The organism is Marinobacter profundi (genome assembly GCF_002744715.1).
GTDB lineage: Bacteria > Pseudomonadota > Gammaproteobacteria > Pseudomonadales > Oleiphilaceae > Marinobacter > Marinobacter profundi.
Map to the genome: position 1 here is coordinate 192369 of NZ_KZ319371.1, position 15545 is coordinate 207913.

Sequence of the window (15545 nt, forward strand, 5' to 3'; positions counted from 1 at the left end):
CCCCGGTTTTACCACCTCAGGATCGCGCTTGCGTTATATCAATCCGTTCTAGGCACACCCTTCCTAGAAAGATCAAAATTTAACCGCTTCCTTGACCGTACGCCCCCCCGTTACAACACTGAAAGAGGAGATTTCAATAACAACAACGGGAGTACCATCCATGAGCCTGACACACACCCTTGGCTTGTTAACCCATCCCGACAGGGAATGGGAAGCTATTCGCAACGAATCGGAATCGGTCGGCAAGCTCTACTTCGGCCATGTGTTGATCCTCGCCCTCATCCCGGCCGCGGCGGCCTTTTACGGCAGCACCCAGGTGGGCTGGCAGATAGGTGATGGCCAGGTGATTCGACTGACTGCCGCCAGCGCCCTCCAATTGAGTGCACTGTTCTATGCCGCGATGCTCGCCGGCATCTATATCATTGGCCGTTTCATTGATTTTTTTGCCGCCACCTACGAAGTCAGGGAACGGACACCGCGCGGCGTGACGCTGGCAGCCTATACCGCCACTCCCGTTTTTCTGCTCGGTGTGATTGCAGTCTATCCCAACATCTGGGTGAACATGCTGGTCGGGCTTGCCGCCATAGCCTATGCGGTATATCTGCTCTATGAAGGCCTGCCCATTCTGATGAAGATCCCCGAAGATCGCGGTTTCATGTTCGCCTCTTCAGTGCTGACGGTGGGATTAGTGATGTTTGTCGGACTTTTGGCCATCAGCGTAGTGATCTGGAGCATGGGCATCGGACCGGTTTACGTCAGCTGAGCGCGGACGCCGGAGCACAGCGGTTTGACGGAGGGCAGCGTACGCGCTGCCCTACAATTGTTTACAGGAAAGGTTATTATTATTAGTAGATGGTCATGTTACCCCGGGCCAATTTACGGTAAATTACGCTGATTATCAGAATGAACGCGGTAAGCTCGGTTATGTATCCGGTTAAGGCACAATAGGGAGTCGGCCATGAACAAGCAGTCCGGCATACATTTCATTGGCGAGCGCATGGGGGCACCCACACCGCCAGGCCTTCCGGGTGAAGTCGTCCGGATCAGGGATACCGTCGTGGCCGGGTTGGGCGATCTGCTCCAGGGTGCGTTCGATGCAGTGGATGATTCGTTGTTCGAGCTTGCCAACAATGCCCGCAGCAACAACGAGCAGAACCGCTACTTTGAAGCCATGCGGGAGATCCGCATCAAGCGCAAAGGTGTCGAGAAGCAATTCCAGAGCGCTGTCGTCAAGCTGTTCAACCAGCCTCCCCGCTCCGGCCAGGAGACCAGCGTCGCTGCGCCAGTCCGGCAACCGACGGCCGACAGCCTCTCACTGGTACAGAACGACGAACTGGAAGAACAGGTTGCGCTGAACGCGATGATCAGCAAGGCCCGCGCCCACTTCCAGAGCCCCCTGATACAACTGCAAACCCGCTTCAGCGTTGCCTACCCGGGCGAAAGTGAAGACGCTCCGGTCAACCCCATGGCACCGGAACATCTGTGTAATGCTTTCGCCAGCGCCGCCGAAGCTCTCGACATCCAGATCCGGGAACGGCTGATCGTCCTCAAACAGTTTGACCGCTACGTTGTGTCCAACCTGGGCATGCTACTGGACGAAGCCAACCGCATCCTCATCCAGGCAGGAATCGTCCCCAACTTCCGTTATCACGGCAAATCGGGCGAACAGGCCCGCCAGAAAGCCGAGACCGTCGGCCTGTCCACTGGCGGCCAGCCCGGAAGCGCGACCGCACCCTCCACGGCATCCTCCACAGCACCCACGACGAACTATCGTGGAGACGACGCCTTCTTCGAACAGATCCGCCAGTTGCTGGCGGGCCAGCGCACCCTGTCGGGAGCACCGGGCCGGGTCGGCGACCCGAATATTCATATCATCGGTGATGCCGAGCTGGTCAATCTGCTCGGGGCCCTGCCACAGTTGCAGGCCAGTGCGCCAGCGGGCAACCTCAGCGCCGGTGATCCGGTGGTGATCGACCTGCGCGAGGCCGTCGCCAGACTGCTCCGGGAAAACAAAACCAGTGACGGCAAGACACCGGCACTGACGGAGGTTGATGAAGACCTCATCAATCTGGTGTCCATGTTGTTCGAGTTCATTCTCGAGGACTACAACCTGTCAGCTCCAATTCAGGTGCTGATCAGCCGGCTCCAGATCCCGGTACTGAAAGTAGCCATCAAGGACAAATCGTTCTTCAGCAAGGCCAATCACCCGGCCCGGCGTTTGCTGAACTCGCTCGCCCGCGCCGGCATCGGCTGGAGCGCCAGTGACGAGAAAGCCCGCGACAAGCTCTATGAGCAGATTCACGCCATTGTGCTCCGGATCCTCAACGAATTTGACGACGATCCCACCCTGTTCGAAACCCTGAGCAACGAGTTCGACCAGTTTCTTGCGCGGGAGAACCGCAAATCCGCTCTTGTGGAGCAGCGTACCCGGGAGTCCGAACGGGGCCGGATCAAGTCCCAGAAGGCTCAGGAAACCGTCGACCAGCTGCTGCAGCAGAAGCTGTCCCGCCACCGGGTGCCGGATACCGTCCGCGACATTATCCTGAATGGCTGGAGCCGGGTGATGTTCCTGGCCTACCTTCGCGACGACATCGAGCACCGCTGGACCCAGAGCGTACGGCTGGTGGATGACCTGATCTGGTGCCTGCACCCTCACCTTGAAGACGATGAACGGGAGCAGTGGGTCAGGGTCGTGCCGGGGCTGATCAAGGCACTTCGTGCCGGACTCGAGGAAGTCTCCTACAACTCTGCACGCCTCGACGAAATGATGTCGGAACTTAAACACGAACTGACCGAGGCCTTCCGCAACCATGCCCTGGCAGAAGCCCGTGCCGATGATCCGACCCGGGCCGAACCCGAGATCGAGGAGCCGTCAGCGATTCAGCTGACTGCGGTTCAGCGGCAGCAGGAACTGGAAGATGCGGCGATCGCCGAATACATCAATCAGATCGATGCCATCGAGATCGGCGAATGGGTGGAATTCAGCCTGGTCAACGGGGCCAGTTTCCGCTGCAAACTGTCTGCCATCATAGAGGAGGCCGACTGTTTCGTCTTCGTCAACCGCATGGGGCTGAAGGTGATCGAGAAAACCCGCACCGAACTGGCGCACGAAATGCGCCGCGGCCGCCTGACCCTGCTGGAGCAGGGCGCGCTGTTTGACCGGGCAATGGACGCGGTCATGGGGAGCCTGCGAGGCAAGACCGCCTGACCGGCTTACAGGGGCCCGGTTTATCTGTCGCCGGGCCGGGGGTGACGCTATCCGACCATTTACCCGCCCGTGCCGGAGCCCGGCCGTATGACCAGCGTTCCGGATAAACACCGGCTAATACTGGCCATCTCACTGGCCTTGCTTGTCCACACCCTTGTGCTGGTGCTCGCTCCCGAGGTCCGGCAACCTGAGGAGCTGGCGAGTACCACCCTGCGCTTCAGCCTCGTCCAATCTGCCAGCTTGCCGGCACCGGCGGCCTCAATCACCAACAGTCAGGCACCGGCAATTCCGACACCACCTGCTTCCGCTGATCGCAAACCAGAAAACAACACTGAGGTATCACCCAATCCGGCGATCGCGAATCCGGCACCAGCAGCCCCGAAATCGCAACAGTCTCGTCCTCCAGAGACTCCGTCACGGCCACTGACGCCGCCCTCGCCCGCTCAACAGCAATCCCGGACCCCGGCGGACACGGCCACTCCACACCCGCTCCGGGAACCCGGTGAAGACAGGCTCAACCAACTGACAACCAGAACAGCGGAACAGGATCCCTACGCCATCCGGCTTGTGCAGCGGATCGCCGAGTTCCAGGCAGGTCATAGCGTGGCGGCGGCCGTCAGCGCGCTCCCGGAACCGGTAACCGTCACCCTGGATCTGCAACTGTTACCAAGCGGAACCCTGACCCGGGCCACCATCATCGGCTCGTCCGGCCACGACAGCATTGATCGTGCTGCTTACCGCACCGCGCTGGCCGCAAGCCCGTACCCGGAGCCGCCGGAAGACGTGAAAGACAGGAAGAGTTTTCAGGTGAAACTGACGTATACACCAGAGCGGCTCTGAGGAGCCTGCAACGACAGGCAGGTGCAGCCCGTTATGGACCGCACTGCCGGCCAGCCCTGCCAGAGGGTGGCAGGGCGTAATGGCTCAGGCTTCCTGCTTGTTGGCAGCAGCCTTGACCATGGACGCAAGCTCCCCGCTCTCGGACAGCTCAAGCACGATATCGCAACCACCAACCAGTTCACCGTTGATGTACAGCTGGGGATAGGTGGGCCAGCTGGAGTAAACCTTCAGCGCATCACGCAGCTCCTGGTTGTCCAGGATATTTACAAAGGCAAAGCGCTCGCCGCAAGCCATCAGGGCCTGAACGGTCTTGGCAGAGAAACCGCACTGGGGCGCCTGCGGTGTACCCTTCATGTACAGGATAACCGGGTTCTCTTCCAGCTGGCTCTTGATGGTGTCGTTGATATCCATGGACAGTTACCTCTCTTTGGAACGGGGGTTGCCGGCGGGCAACACTTTGCCGCTATTGTACACATCCCGCCCACTATGCACCAAGGGGCGGCCCTTGTCCCAGATCCATCCGCTCCTGCCCGCCCGGCGTTGTCATCCCCGGCCCGACCCGCTAGACTTGGCGGTCTGCCTGTCATCAGGCACTCAGATGGCTCCCGCTTGCTGCATCGCCGGTACGGATAATTCCGTAGTCCGGCCTGTTGTCGTTTCGGGTTACCGGCCCCGGGGAATCGTGTAGGCAATTCAGTAAAAGGCCTTAGATATGGCAGTTAGACACTTTCTCACTCTGAATGACATGTCCACCGCGGAACTGGAGGACCTGCTTGTCCACGCCAGCAAACTTCGCCAAAGCTGGCACAACGGCGAGATCCGCGACTCCCTGAAAAACCGGGTGCTGGCCATGATCTTCGAGAAATCCTCTACCCGGACCCGGGTGTCCTTTGAAGCCGGAATGTTCCAGCTCGGCGGCTCGGCCCTGTTCCTGTCCCCCCGGGATACCCAGCTCGGTCGCGGTGAACCCATTGAGGATTCCTCCATCGTCATTTCCAGCATGGTCGACGCTGTGATGATCCGGACCTTTGCCCATGACATCGTCGAGCGGTTTGCCGCCGCCTCCCGGGTACCGGTGATCAACGCACTGACTGATGATTTCCACCCCTGCCAGCTGCTTGCCGACATGCAGACCTACCGCGAACATCGCGGCAGTATCCGCGGCGCCACTGTGGCCTGGATCGGCGATGGCAACAACATGTGCAACTCCTATATCAATGCGGCGGAAAAATTCGACTTTCACCTCAACGTCGCCTGTCCCGAGGGCTACGAGCCGGATCCCGCCATTGTTGAAAGACACCGGGACCGGGTATCGGTGATCAGCGACCCCGCCGAAGCCGCCCGTGGCGCCCATCTGCTGGTGACCGATGTCTGGGCCTCCATGGGCCAGGAAGACGAACAGCAGGCCCGTACGAAGGCCTTCCACAGCTACCAGATCAATCCGCAGCTGATGGCCCTGGCCGACAAGGATGCCCTGTTCATGCACTGCCTGCCGGCCCACCGGGGTGAAGAGATTTCCGAGGACATGCTGGATCACGCCAGCTCCGTGGTCTGGGACGAGGCGGAAAACCGGCTCCACGCCCAGAAGGCGCTGCTTGAATTCCTGATCCTCGGCCAACTGGACTGAACCGGCATGACTGACAACGCAACACCGAAAACCGACTGGCTTCTCGAGGTGAACAACCTGTCCTGTGGCTACGGTGACGGCTCCGTTGTCAAAGACATCAGCTTTGCCCTCAGCCACGGCGACATCGGCTGCCTGCTGGGCCCCAGCGGGTGCGGCAAAAGCACCATCCTGAGGGCGCTGGCCGGCTTCTTGCCCATTTACGGCGGCGAAATCTGCCTGCAATCCCATACCATCAGCCTGCCGGGACGCACCCTCGCGCCGGAAAAGCGCAAGATTGGCATGGTATTCCAGGACTACGCGCTGTTCCCCCACATGACCGTGGCGGATAACGTCGGCTTCGGCCTGCGCAACGAACGGGGCCCGGACAAGCGCACCAAAGTGATGGAACTGCTGAAGCTGGTCCATCTGCAGGACCTCGCCGACAGCTATCCCCACGAATTGTCCGGCGGCCAGCAGCAACGGGTAGCACTGGCCCGTGCCCTGGCTCCGGAGCCGACCCTGATTCTGCTGGACGAACCCTTCTCCAACCTCGACGCCGACCTGCGCCGGCGGCTGAGCCTGGATGTGAGAGACATTCTTAAAACCCTTGGCATCAGCGCGATCCTGGTCACCCACGACCAGCAGGAAGCCTTTGCCATGTGCGACCAGGTCGCGGTGCTGCGGGACGGCGAAATCCAGCAGTGGGATGTTCCCTTCAACCTCTACCACGAACCAGCCAACCGCTTTGTGGCCAGCTTTGTCGGTCAGGGAGGCTTCATTCCGGGCACGGTTCTGGGGCCGGACACCATTCAGTCAGAACTGGGGGTCATCCGTGGCAACCGGGCCTACAAGTGGCAGAACGGCACCCTGGTGGATGTACTCATCCGCCCGGACGACATCGTCTACGATCCCGAATCAGGGTTGAAGCCGCGAGTGGTGGAGAAAACCTTTGCCGGTACCTCGACTCTCTATCGCTTCCGTATGTCGGAAGAAACCGAGTTCGAAACCCTGTTCCGCAGCCACCTCGACTTTCACCTCGGCGAAGCGGTACCCATCCGGGTCGAGGCCGACCACCTGATCGCCTTCGAGCGCACCTGAACCCGCAGGCTCAGTGATTGCAGACGCGCTCTACGGCGTCCAGCCAGCCGGCGTACAGGGACTCCCTTAACGCCGGCTTCATCGCCGGGGTAAAGCGGCGCTCACGGGCCCATAATGCGGTAATGTCATCAAGCCCGCCATAGACGCCCACCTGCAGGCCCGCCAGATAGGCCACCCCGAGTGCTGTAGTTTCGGTGACCTGTGGCCGGTCTACCGGCACGTTGAGAATATCGGCAAGAAACTGCATCAGCCAGTCGTTTACCACCATCCCGCCATCAACCCGCAGTGATTCCAGCCGTGCTCCGTCGTTCTGGATGGCGCGGACCAGGTCCTTGGTCTGATAACAGACAGATTGCAGCCCCGCGGTAACGATCTCGGCAATCCCGGTATCCCGGGTCAGCCCCATGATGGCGCCCCGGGCATGGGGATCCCAGTGTGGCGCGCCGAGCCCGGTAAACGCCGGCACCAGATAGACCGCGTTATCCACGCCTACCGCCTCGGCATGGGCGGACGACTCGCTGGCATGAGTGATCAGTCGCAAACCATCCCGCAACCACTGCATCGCCGCGCCGGCCACAAAGATACTGCCTTCCATCGCGTAACAGGGCTTACCCTCAAGGCGATAGGCCATGGTGGTCAGCAAGCGGTTTTCTGAGCGCACCGCCCGGTCACCGGTGTTGAGCATCATGAAACAACCGGTACCGTAGGTGCTCTTGGCCATGCCCGGCGTAAAGCAGGCCTGCCCCACCAGCGCGGCGTGCTGGTCACCGGCAATTCCCGCCACCCGCACCGCGGCACCCAACAACTCCGGTATGACTTCGCCGAAGTCCGCTGCCGAATCCCGCACGTCCGGTAGCAGCGCACGCGGCACGTCGAACAGCTCCAGCAACTGGTCATCCCAGCACTGCCGGTGGATATTGAACAACGCCGTACGTGAGGCATTCGTCGCATCGGTCAGGTGAGACCGGCCTCCGGTAAGATTCCACAGCAGCCAGCTGTCAACCGTACCGAAAGCCAGCTCACCCGCCTCGGCCCGCCGCCGCGCACCTTCCACGTGGTCCAGGATCCAGGCTATCTTGGTGGCCGAAAAATACGGATCAATCAGCAGCCCGGTCGCTTCCACCACGGTATTTTCATGACCTGCAGCCTTCAGCTGGCTACAAACCTGGGCGGTCCGGCGATCCTGCCAGACAATCGCGTGGTGCACCGGCTCGCCGGTCATCCGGTCCCACACCACCGTGGTCTCGCGCTGGTTGGTGATCCCCGCTGCGGCCAGCTGGCCGGCGTCGATACCCGCTTTGGCGATGGCGTCACGGCAAACCGCCAGGGTGCTCTGCCAGATCTCGATGGCATCGTGCTCGACCCAGCCATCCTGCGGGAAATACTGGTGGAATTCCTGCTGTGCTACTGCCCGGATAACCCCCTGGCGATCAAACACAATGGCCCGGGAACTGGTGGTTCCCTGGTCGATAGCAAGCAAATACGTGGTAGGCATCAGGCAGGTCCCTGTTGTTGTTCTGCGGGGGTGGATGTCAGGCCTGAAAAAATAGCAAAAAAAAGGGCCGGAAAATACCGGCCCTCAAATGACGAATGAAACAAGGAAAGTTCGTAAGAACTACAACCTCAAAAGTCATCCCTTACCCGTGCAGTATCGCCAACCGGAGCCGCCGGTTCAGTAGGCGTTGTGTGTCGCCTTGTAACACTACGTGAGGTGGTGAGACCTGCGTCACATAATTGAATCGTCGAGCTTTTTTCTCGGCCACACCAGGCTGAAGCGGGCCCCGCCCAGGCGTGGACTACGGCTGACAAACGCCTGGCCGCGATGCCAGAACAGAATACGGCGAACAATGGACAGGCCCAGACCATAGCCACCCGAGGTGCGGGTACGGCTGTCGTCGAGCCGGGCAAAGGCGGTAAACACTTTTTCCCAGTCCTGCTCCGGCACGCCCGGGCCATCATCTTCGACGTCCACCCGACAGGTGTCCTCGTCAATGTGGCAATAAACCCGCACGTTGCTGTTGGCATAACGGGCCGCATTGCCGACCAGGTTCTGAATGGCCCGATGGATATACCTCGGCTCGATGTCCGAGAGCGCCCAGGGTTCAGAATCGGCGGCTATCTCGGCTTCGATGCTCACCTCGGGGCGGATCAGCTGCTGCTCACTGACCACCTGGCGAACAATATCCGTTACCGAGGCCTCCTGCAGGTTGAACACCGGCCCTCCCTGCTCCAGCCGGGCATAGGTAAGTATCTCGTCAATCAGCTCATCCAGTTCCTGGATGTCTCCATCAATGCCATCAAGCTGTTTTTGCAGGCTGGCCTGGTCCTTACAACTTTCGAGCATCTGGACCCCAAAGCGAATCCTCGCAACGGGCGTACGCAGCTCATGGGACACGGCGTGGATCATTTCACGCTGCACCCCCACCAGCCGCTGGATGTGTTCTGCCATGCCATTGAACGCATCTGCCAGCCGCGCCACCAGCGCTCCCTCACCGGCCTCGACCCTTGCCCCCATCTCACCCCTGGCGATTCGCATGGCCACCGACTCGACGGCCCTGAGGTTCTGGTCGACGTCCCGCAGCAACAGGAACAGCGCAGCCGCAAGGATGCCGCCGGCGACCAGCACCAACATCAGCAGCACCGGCCAGGACCAGCGATTGAACGGCGGTGGCAGATCAAGGCTGACCAGGGTGCCATCCTGCAACCGGATCAGTGCGCCTCCCGGACCTCCGGGCCCCGCCCGATGGAAGGCAATGCCGCGATCCATGACCCGCTGCAGCACCTCCGCGGATGGCAGCCGTGCAGGATCCTCCAGACGCCGGAGGCCGACCCCGAAGTGCTCCGACATCTCGGCCATGGCATCGTCCCGTTGCCCGGGCAGCACATCGTTAAGGTGCCAGGCCGAAATCAACGCCAGGGCCTCGGCCACATCCCGGTAGGTATCGCGAAAATGGATCTCGAGGATTTCACCGACGTCATTGCGAACCAGAATTCGCTGGCCGAGACCGGTTGCTTGTGCCACCACCTGGCCATAGGACAGGCGTTCGGCGATGACCGGCGACAATGCCAGTTCGGCACGGTCGGCTACCCGGAAATCATACAGTGACGCGAGCCAGTGGTACTGCTCGGCGGGCTGCGGAACTGCCGCCAGCCAGCGCATCAGCGGCGCAGGAAAATGCTCCTGCCAATAATGGCCGCGCACCGAGCTGACCCCCGCGAACAAGCCGGCACACAGCGCCAATACCAGACCCGTCAGGGCAACCAGGCGGACGTACTGCTTCAGGAAAAACTTCAGGGACATGGGGAAACCCTGGCGGTCAACGCCGGCCCCGGAGCCGGCGAAGGTATCAGATTGATCAGGCTTCCTTTACAAACAGGTAGCCTTTGCTGCGGACGGTCTTGATCCGCTTGGGGTGGACCGGATCATCGCCGATCTTGGGCCTGATCCTCGACACTCGCACATCAATGGAGCGGTCCTGGCCGTCGTACTCGATGCCCCGCAGGGCGGTGAAAATCTCTTCACGGCTCAACACCCGGCCGGCATTGCTGGCGAGCAGCCAGAGCAGGTCAAACTCGGCACTGGTAAGATCAATACTCTGCTCGTCCAGCCAGGCTTCCCGCATGGATCGGTCAACTACCAGGTCATTGAACTGCAGCCGGACAGGCTCATCACCGGACGGCTGCTCGCCACTGCCCTGACCGGTTTCCGCAACCCGCCGCAGCAGGGCGCGGATGCGTGCCAGCAGGACCCGCGGCTGAACCGGCTTGCCAATATAGTCATCGGCGCCCATTTCCAGGCCAAGAACCTGATCAAGGTCGTCGGTCCTTGCGGTCAGCATAATGATCGGACCGGTGTAGAAAGGCCGGACACGGCGACAAATAGACAAGCCGTCCTCTCCCGGGAGCATCAGATCCAGCACCACCAGGTCTGGCTGCTCGTTACGGATCCGCTCGACGGCATGACCGCCATGGGTCTCGAGGGAGACGGTCAGACCATTGTTTTCCAGGTATTCCCTGGTGAGGTCTGCCAGCCGCTCGTCGTCTTCAACGATGAGAATTCGCCAACTTTCGTTCGTCTGTTCCACGCCGTCCATCTCTGATTTTGTTTTACCAAGTGTCGTGTTCCCATTAATCCGGAACGCTTGACCCGGAGCGCTGGCAACCGGACTGTCTGCCGCTTGTCCGGTTGTCATGACGATACAGGCAACGCCCTGTAACAGCAATTATACATGCTATTCAGAAATATACATGGAACAGCCTGTTCGTTACACCCCGTGACAAGTGTCACAGGATCCTCCCATCCGGGCCCTCTGTCACAGACTCGTCACTGACAGGTCACTTCGCTGTCACACCCGGTTCATAGCCTTGTCTCTAAACCGACATCAAGGGACATTGCCATGACCGCTCAAACCGCCCGTGTCAGCCGCCCGGCCCGCCGCCTCACCACGGCCATCACCCGCGACCGGGAAATGGTGCAGGCTGCCCAGCGCCTGCGTTACCGGGTTTTTTCCGAAGAGTACGGATCAGATCTCGGAGCCACCACACCCGGCATTGATGCCGACCAGTTTGACCCGATTTGCGACCATCTGATGGTAACCGACGCCGGCAGCGGCGAACTCGTGGCCACCACACGGGTATTGCGCGATGACGCCGCCCGCCAGGGCGGAGGATTCTACTCGGAAGGTGAGTTCGACCTGTCCCGCATTCACAGCCTGCCTGGCACCGTTGCCGAGCTCGGCCGCACCTGCGTCCACCCCGACTACCGCAATGGCGCCACCATCAGCCTGCTGTGGGCTGCGCTTGCGGAGTACCTGGTACTGCACCGGGTAGACTATCTGATTGGCTGCGCCAGCATCGGCATGGCCGACGGCGGCCACAAGGCCTGGAAGATTGCACGCTTCCTGCAACGGGAATACCTCGCCGCCGACGCCTTCCGGGTTATACCGAAACGGGAACTGCCCCACCTGACCGACGCCGGCAGTGACGAGCGGGCGATGGAGGTACCGGCACTGATCAAGGCTTACATGCGGCTGGGCGCACGGGTCTGCGGCGAGCCGTGCTGGGACCCCGAGTTCCGCTGCGCCGATCTGCTGGTCCTGCTGGAGGTGAATAAACTGGCGGCACGATACAGCCGCCATTTCATGCGTCAGGATCCTGGCGCCCCGGCTCAAATCTGAGCGGTACCGAAGAGGCCACAGCCATGGGTACACTGCGGTTATCCGTCAGACTGACGCTCTTTGTCCTGTTCCTGCTGGCAACAACCCTGCTGGCGCTCTGTCTCGGCATCGCCGAACGGATCCGCGGTGACCGCATTGACCGCGCGCCCTGGTCAAGACGCTGCTTCAGGGCCTGTTGTGCCTGCCTGGGGCTGAAGATCCGTCAGCGGGGTGAACCCTCCCCCGTGCCGGCACTGGTGGTGTGCAACCATATTTCCTGGACTGATATTCCGGTTCTGGGCAGTCTGTTTCCGGTCACCTTCCTGTCCAAGGCCGAGGTCGCCCGCTGGCCGCTGATTGGCTGGCTGGCCACCCAGGGCAACACCCTGTTCATTCACCGGGGCGCCGGCCAGGCAGCAAAAAGTCGCGAGGATATCAGCCGGACCTTGCGTCGCGGTCAGTCCGTGCTTATTTTCCCCGAAGGCACCACCACCAGCGGCCTGACCGTGCTGCCCTTCCACCGTCGCTTGCTAGCCGCGGCCAGCGCCGCGGAGGTCCGGGTCCAGCCGGTCAGCATCGGCTATCTACGCGACGGCCAACCCGACCACCTGGCGCCGTTCATCGGCGAAGACAGCTTTCACCACCACCTGATTCGCCTGCTACAGCAGCCCGCGCCGGAAATCCGGGTCATCTTCCACTCGCCGGTTGAGGTGACCGACGCCACAGCGGCAGAGCCGCTCGCGCGGCAACTCCATGAAACGGTGATGAACGGGTTGCAGCAGATTGGCCACGGCGGGCCGGCCCCGACGACGGAAACCGGCGATAAGACTGGAATCGCAAGGCCCGGCGAGGCCTGGAGCTGAATCAGTACAGCGGGCGACCTTCGGCAATTTCCTCGTCCGTGGCCTCACGCTTGCCGATAATCTCGAGGTCGAAGTAGAGGGTAAAGCCGGCCAGGGGATGGTTGGCATCGACCCGGACCAGGTTGCCATCCATACCCATCACCTGAACAATCTGGGCATCGGCGCCGGTATTGGTCTGGAATTTCATGCCGATCTTCAGATCCTCAACACCATCAAACGCCGACCGGGGCACTTTACGCACCAGGTCGGGGTTATGCTCGCCATACGCCATCTCCGGGGGCACCGTGACTTCCAGGCAGTCACCCACTCCCCGGTTTCGTACCGCTTCCTGAATCCCTTTGATCACGCCATCCGTGCCCATCAGAAAGTGCAGCGGTTCTGCGCCCTCGGAGGTGTCAATAATCTCGCCAAGCTTGTTTTTCAGCCGGTAGTGAACGGTATAGACAGCGGGTTTTTGCATCAGTTTTTCGATTTTCCTGTAGCTGGCGAATTTGCGGTCATTTGCAGACCGTGAATGACCAGGCGGCGCTCAAGACGGGCTTTCGGGTCCGAGGGATTGTGCAGCGCCATGCGTTCAAGCATGGACTCGAGATACCCCTCCTCGTCCCGGGCCCGCAGCGCCTGCAAGATCGTCGTCAGTTTACCACGGGGCGTGGCCGTTGCGGCCTTCAGAGCCTTGAGTGCCTTACCTAGGATCAGCTCTTCCTCGGTAAAGTCACAGCCAAAGGGAAACGCCGGGAACAGGCTGGCATCACCACAGCCGGCAAGGGCCTCGCGGACAGCCTCCGGCGTGTTGCCGGTCCAGTCCACCGGCAGCTGGAAATCCGCCGGCACCTTGCCTGCCTTCTGGGCCTGCCGGAGCAGATCCGGCTGGAACCGCGAGTCGGCAATCCGGATCAGTTCCAGGTATACATCTTCGTCAGAACGACCCCGTAAATCGGCAATACCATACTCGGTCACCACAATGTCCCGCAGATGGCGGGGAATGGTGCAGTGACCATAACTGAACACAATATTCGACAGCGTCTTGCCGCCGGCCTGGCGGGTTGCCCGCATGGTCAGGATGGAACGGGCACCGGGCAGTTCGTGGGCCATGGCAACGAAGTTGTACTGGCCACCCACCCCACTGACCACCCGGCCATCTTCCAGGCCATCGGACACCGCCGCCCCGCTGAGGGTGTACATCATGGTCGAGTTGATGAACCGGCCGTGGGAGCGCTGGGCAACCTTGAGACGCTGGTTGCCAAAGCGGTGATCATACAGGTGGTTGATGTAATTGACGCTGGTCATCGAGATCTTGTCCCGGAGCTGCGGACTCAGCCCTCGCAGCTTCTCGTAGAAGTCTTCCGGCCCCACGTAGAAACCACCGTGCATCAGGACACCACCGGTCAGCCGGTCTCCCAGCGCCAGCTGCGCAAGAGCCTCGCGAGCGGCCGCATCGTCGAGGTCCGGCACCAGCGACTGCTCACCCACCACCAGCCGTCCGCCCCGGAACACCACATCCGGCTTGAGGATTCCGTATTGCTGCAACCACTGCACATCCCGCGCCCGCAGGGGCGAATCCACCAGCTTTACCCGCCGCAGTACATCCAGGGTTCGCAGCGAGACCTCGTCACTGATATGACCCTTGTTGATCAGCTGCTGCAACCCGGCATGATCAAATACTTCGCGCTTCAGAACACCGGCTTCCAGCAAGTGGATAAAGCCATCCACCATCATTTCACTGCAGCCATAGAGCCCCTTGGCAAAAGGAGCCGAGCCACCTTCGGTCAGGGTGAGCGGAAACCGGTCCCCGACCCGCAGGCGGCTGAACAGTTCCCGCCAGACCTTGTTGTTGGTATGGCGCATGATGGTGCTGTACACCAGCGCGGCACCCAGCGACCCGATGCCGACCTGGAGCGTGCCGCCGTCTTTCAGCAAGGCACTGGCGTAGAAGCCGATCAGGTGGTCTTCCGGACTGATCGCCATCTGTGGTGCAGAAAACAGCGGGTAATCGGAAGCCCGGTGTTCCAGCACAACATCAAACTCTGTCAGCGGGAGGGCTGACTTGTGCCCGAAGTATGGCAGGTTACTGTTCTTTTCCCCGACCAGCGCAACCGCGGTGCCGCCTCGTTCCCGCTCCCGCAACAGCGGAAACAGGTCGAGGGAGAGATCGGGATTACAGCTCAGGCTGACGTGGCCGGGTGCATGCTCCGGCGACGCCGACACCAGCTGGCCTATGACATTGACCCCCAGTGCCATCAGGTCACGCACCGCGTGAGTGTAGTTGGTGCAGACATAATTGCGCTGTTGCTCCTCGTGACGGAGGAAGGTACCTGCCTTGAAGAAAAACTCCGACACCCGCACGTTATCCGGAAGCTGACCATTCACCACATCACGGGCATAGGCCAGTTCCGGAATCCGGCCATAGAGCCGCTCGGTGAACGGCCCCATGAAGCGCTTTTCAAGGGAGGAGCCGCCCTGAGGTGCCAACAGGGAAAGCGCGGTGACGATATGGAGATTGAGAGTGGGATCGTCTTTGGCACGCTGGTAAAGCGCATTGATGAAGCGGACCGGCTTGCCCAGCCCCAACGGCAAACCGAGCGTGATGTTGCGCCCGACTTTCCCGATTACGGCATCCACACAGGCATTGACATCAGACACCGTCAGCGGTTTGTCTGCAGACATCGCAACACTCCTTTATCACGCTTGAATCAGCTTGGTCAGATAATTACACGAGACCATACGGCAAACAATGAGCCAGATCACCCCGGACGGAGTCATACTGGCCTGTT

Annotated in this window: 13 protein-coding genes; 7 read left to right on the plus strand and 6 right to left on the minus strand. The window is 60.8% G+C overall.

Annotated elements, in window-relative coordinates:
- The first annotated feature begins 160 nt into the window (after window positions 1–160).
- The 3 genes from CLH61_RS11210 (at window position 161) to CLH61_RS11220 (ending at window position 4048) form a co-directional block, all read left to right on the plus strand.
- Complete coding sequence (locus tag CLH61_RS11210) at window positions 161–763, plus strand: Yip1 family protein (RefSeq protein ID WP_099614824.1); 603 nt, start codon at window positions 161–163, stop codon at window positions 761–763.
- Between the two features lie 195 nt (window positions 764–958).
- Complete coding sequence (locus CLH61_RS11215) at window positions 959–3208, plus strand: DUF1631 domain-containing protein (RefSeq protein ID WP_099614825.1); 2250 nt, start codon at window positions 959–961, stop codon at window positions 3206–3208.
- An 87-nt stretch (window positions 3209–3295) separates the two neighbouring features.
- Window positions 3296–4048: an energy transducer TonB family protein gene (locus CLH61_RS11220; RefSeq protein ID WP_099614826.1), complete on the plus strand. Its 753-nt coding sequence runs from the start codon at window positions 3296–3298 to the stop codon at window positions 4046–4048.
- Between the two features lie 84 nt (window positions 4049–4132).
- Here CLH61_RS11220 and grxD read toward each other — a convergent pair whose 3' ends face one another.
- Window positions 4133–4459 carry a Grx4 family monothiol glutaredoxin gene (gene grxD, locus CLH61_RS11225; protein ID WP_099614827.1) on the minus strand — a complete coding sequence of 109 codons (327 nt, stop codon included), beginning with the start codon at window positions 4457–4459 and terminating at the stop codon, window positions 4133–4135.
- Between the two features lie 301 nt (window positions 4460–4760).
- Between grxD and argF the strand changes: the two genes are divergently transcribed.
- On the plus strand, window positions 4761–5675 hold the full coding sequence (gene argF / locus CLH61_RS11230; RefSeq protein ID WP_099614828.1) for an ornithine carbamoyltransferase: 915 nt from the start codon (window positions 4761–4763) through the stop codon (window positions 5673–5675).
- A gap of 6 nt (window positions 5676–5681) precedes the next feature.
- A complete protein-coding gene (locus tag CLH61_RS11235) occupies window positions 5682–6752 on the plus strand; it encodes an ABC transporter ATP-binding protein (protein ID WP_099614829.1) in 1071 nt (356 codons plus the stop codon).
- A 10-nt stretch (window positions 6753–6762) separates the two neighbouring features.
- On the opposite strand, the gene glpK is transcribed toward CLH61_RS11235, so the two are convergent.
- The 3 genes from glpK to CLH61_RS11250 form a co-directional block, all read right to left on the minus strand.
- A complete protein-coding gene (glpK, locus tag CLH61_RS11240; RefSeq protein ID WP_099614830.1) occupies window positions 6763–8247 on the minus strand; it encodes a glycerol kinase GlpK in 1485 nt (494 codons plus the stop codon).
- 231 nt (window positions 8248–8478) lie between these two features.
- The gene (locus CLH61_RS11245) at window positions 8479–10053 is read right to left on the minus strand and encodes an ATP-binding protein (protein ID WP_099614831.1); all 1575 of its coding nucleotides are present in this window, start codon (window positions 10051–10053) and stop codon (window positions 8479–8481) included.
- 55 nt (window positions 10054–10108) lie between these two features.
- Window positions 10109–10846: a response regulator gene (locus CLH61_RS11250; protein WP_099614832.1), complete on the minus strand. Its 738-nt coding sequence runs from the start codon at window positions 10844–10846 to the stop codon at window positions 10109–10111.
- Between the two features lie 303 nt (window positions 10847–11149).
- Here CLH61_RS11250 and CLH61_RS11255 point away from each other — a divergent pair, with 303 nt between their 5' ends.
- Entirely contained in the window at window positions 11150–11929 is a 780-nt protein-coding gene (locus CLH61_RS11255) for a GNAT family N-acetyltransferase (protein ID WP_099614833.1), read from the plus strand.
- Window positions 11930–11952: 23 nt separating this feature from the next.
- Window positions 11953–12771 carry a lysophospholipid acyltransferase family protein gene (locus CLH61_RS11260; protein WP_099614834.1) on the plus strand — a complete coding sequence of 273 codons (819 nt, stop codon included), beginning with the start codon at window positions 11953–11955 and terminating at the stop codon, window positions 12769–12771.
- 1 nt (window position 12772) lies between these two features.
- On the opposite strand, the gene CLH61_RS11265 is transcribed toward CLH61_RS11260, so the two are convergent.
- A complete protein-coding gene (locus CLH61_RS11265) occupies window positions 12773–13231 on the minus strand; it encodes an FKBP-type peptidyl-prolyl cis-trans isomerase (RefSeq protein ID WP_099614835.1) in 459 nt (152 codons plus the stop codon).
- Window positions 13231–15438 (minus strand): acetyl-CoA hydrolase/transferase C-terminal domain-containing protein, encoded by a 2208-nt coding sequence (locus tag CLH61_RS11270; RefSeq protein ID WP_099614836.1) that lies wholly within the window; start codon window positions 15436–15438, stop codon window positions 13231–13233. The genes CLH61_RS11265 and CLH61_RS11270 overlap by 1 nt, the downstream gene beginning before the upstream one ends.
- Between the last annotated feature and the right edge of the window lie 107 nt (window positions 15439–15545).

What these genes read in the sequence shown, in the direction of transcription:
- CLH61_RS11210 (WP_099614824.1), top strand. Translation starts at nt 161, where the DNA reads ATGAGCCTGACACACACCCTTGGCTTGTTAACCCATCCCGACAGGGAA.
- CLH61_RS11215 (WP_099614825.1), top strand. Translation starts at nt 959, where the DNA reads ATGAACAAGCAGTCCGGCATACATTTCATTGGCGAGCGCATGGGGGCA.
- CLH61_RS11220 (WP_099614826.1), top strand. Translation starts at nt 3,296, where the DNA reads ATGACCAGCGTTCCGGATAAACACCGGCTAATACTGGCCATCTCACTG.
- grxD (WP_099614827.1), bottom strand. Translation starts at nt 4,459, where the DNA reads ATGGATATCAACGACACCATCAAGAGCCAGCTGGAAGAGAACCCGGTT.
- argF (WP_099614828.1), top strand. Translation starts at nt 4,761, where the DNA reads ATGGCAGTTAGACACTTTCTCACTCTGAATGACATGTCCACCGCGGAA.
- CLH61_RS11235 (WP_099614829.1), top strand. Translation starts at nt 5,682, where the DNA reads ATGACTGACAACGCAACACCGAAAACCGACTGGCTTCTCGAGGTGAAC.
- glpK (WP_099614830.1), bottom strand. Translation starts at nt 8,247, where the DNA reads ATGCCTACCACGTATTTGCTTGCTATCGACCAGGGAACCACCAGTTCC.
- CLH61_RS11245 (WP_099614831.1), bottom strand. Translation starts at nt 10,053, where the DNA reads ATGTCCCTGAAGTTTTTCCTGAAGCAGTACGTCCGCCTGGTTGCCCTG.
- CLH61_RS11250 (WP_099614832.1), bottom strand. Translation starts at nt 10,846, where the DNA reads ATGGACGGCGTGGAACAGACGAACGAAAGTTGGCGAATTCTCATCGTT.
- CLH61_RS11255 (WP_099614833.1), top strand. Translation starts at nt 11,150, where the DNA reads ATGACCGCTCAAACCGCCCGTGTCAGCCGCCCGGCCCGCCGCCTCACC.
- CLH61_RS11260 (WP_099614834.1), top strand. Translation starts at nt 11,953, where the DNA reads ATGGGTACACTGCGGTTATCCGTCAGACTGACGCTCTTTGTCCTGTTC.
- CLH61_RS11265 (WP_099614835.1), bottom strand. Translation starts at nt 13,231, where the DNA reads ATGCAAAAACCCGCTGTCTATACCGTTCACTACCGGCTGAAAAACAAG.
- CLH61_RS11270 (WP_099614836.1), bottom strand. Translation starts at nt 15,438, where the DNA reads ATGTCTGCAGACAAACCGCTGACGGTGTCTGATGTCAATGCCTGTGTG.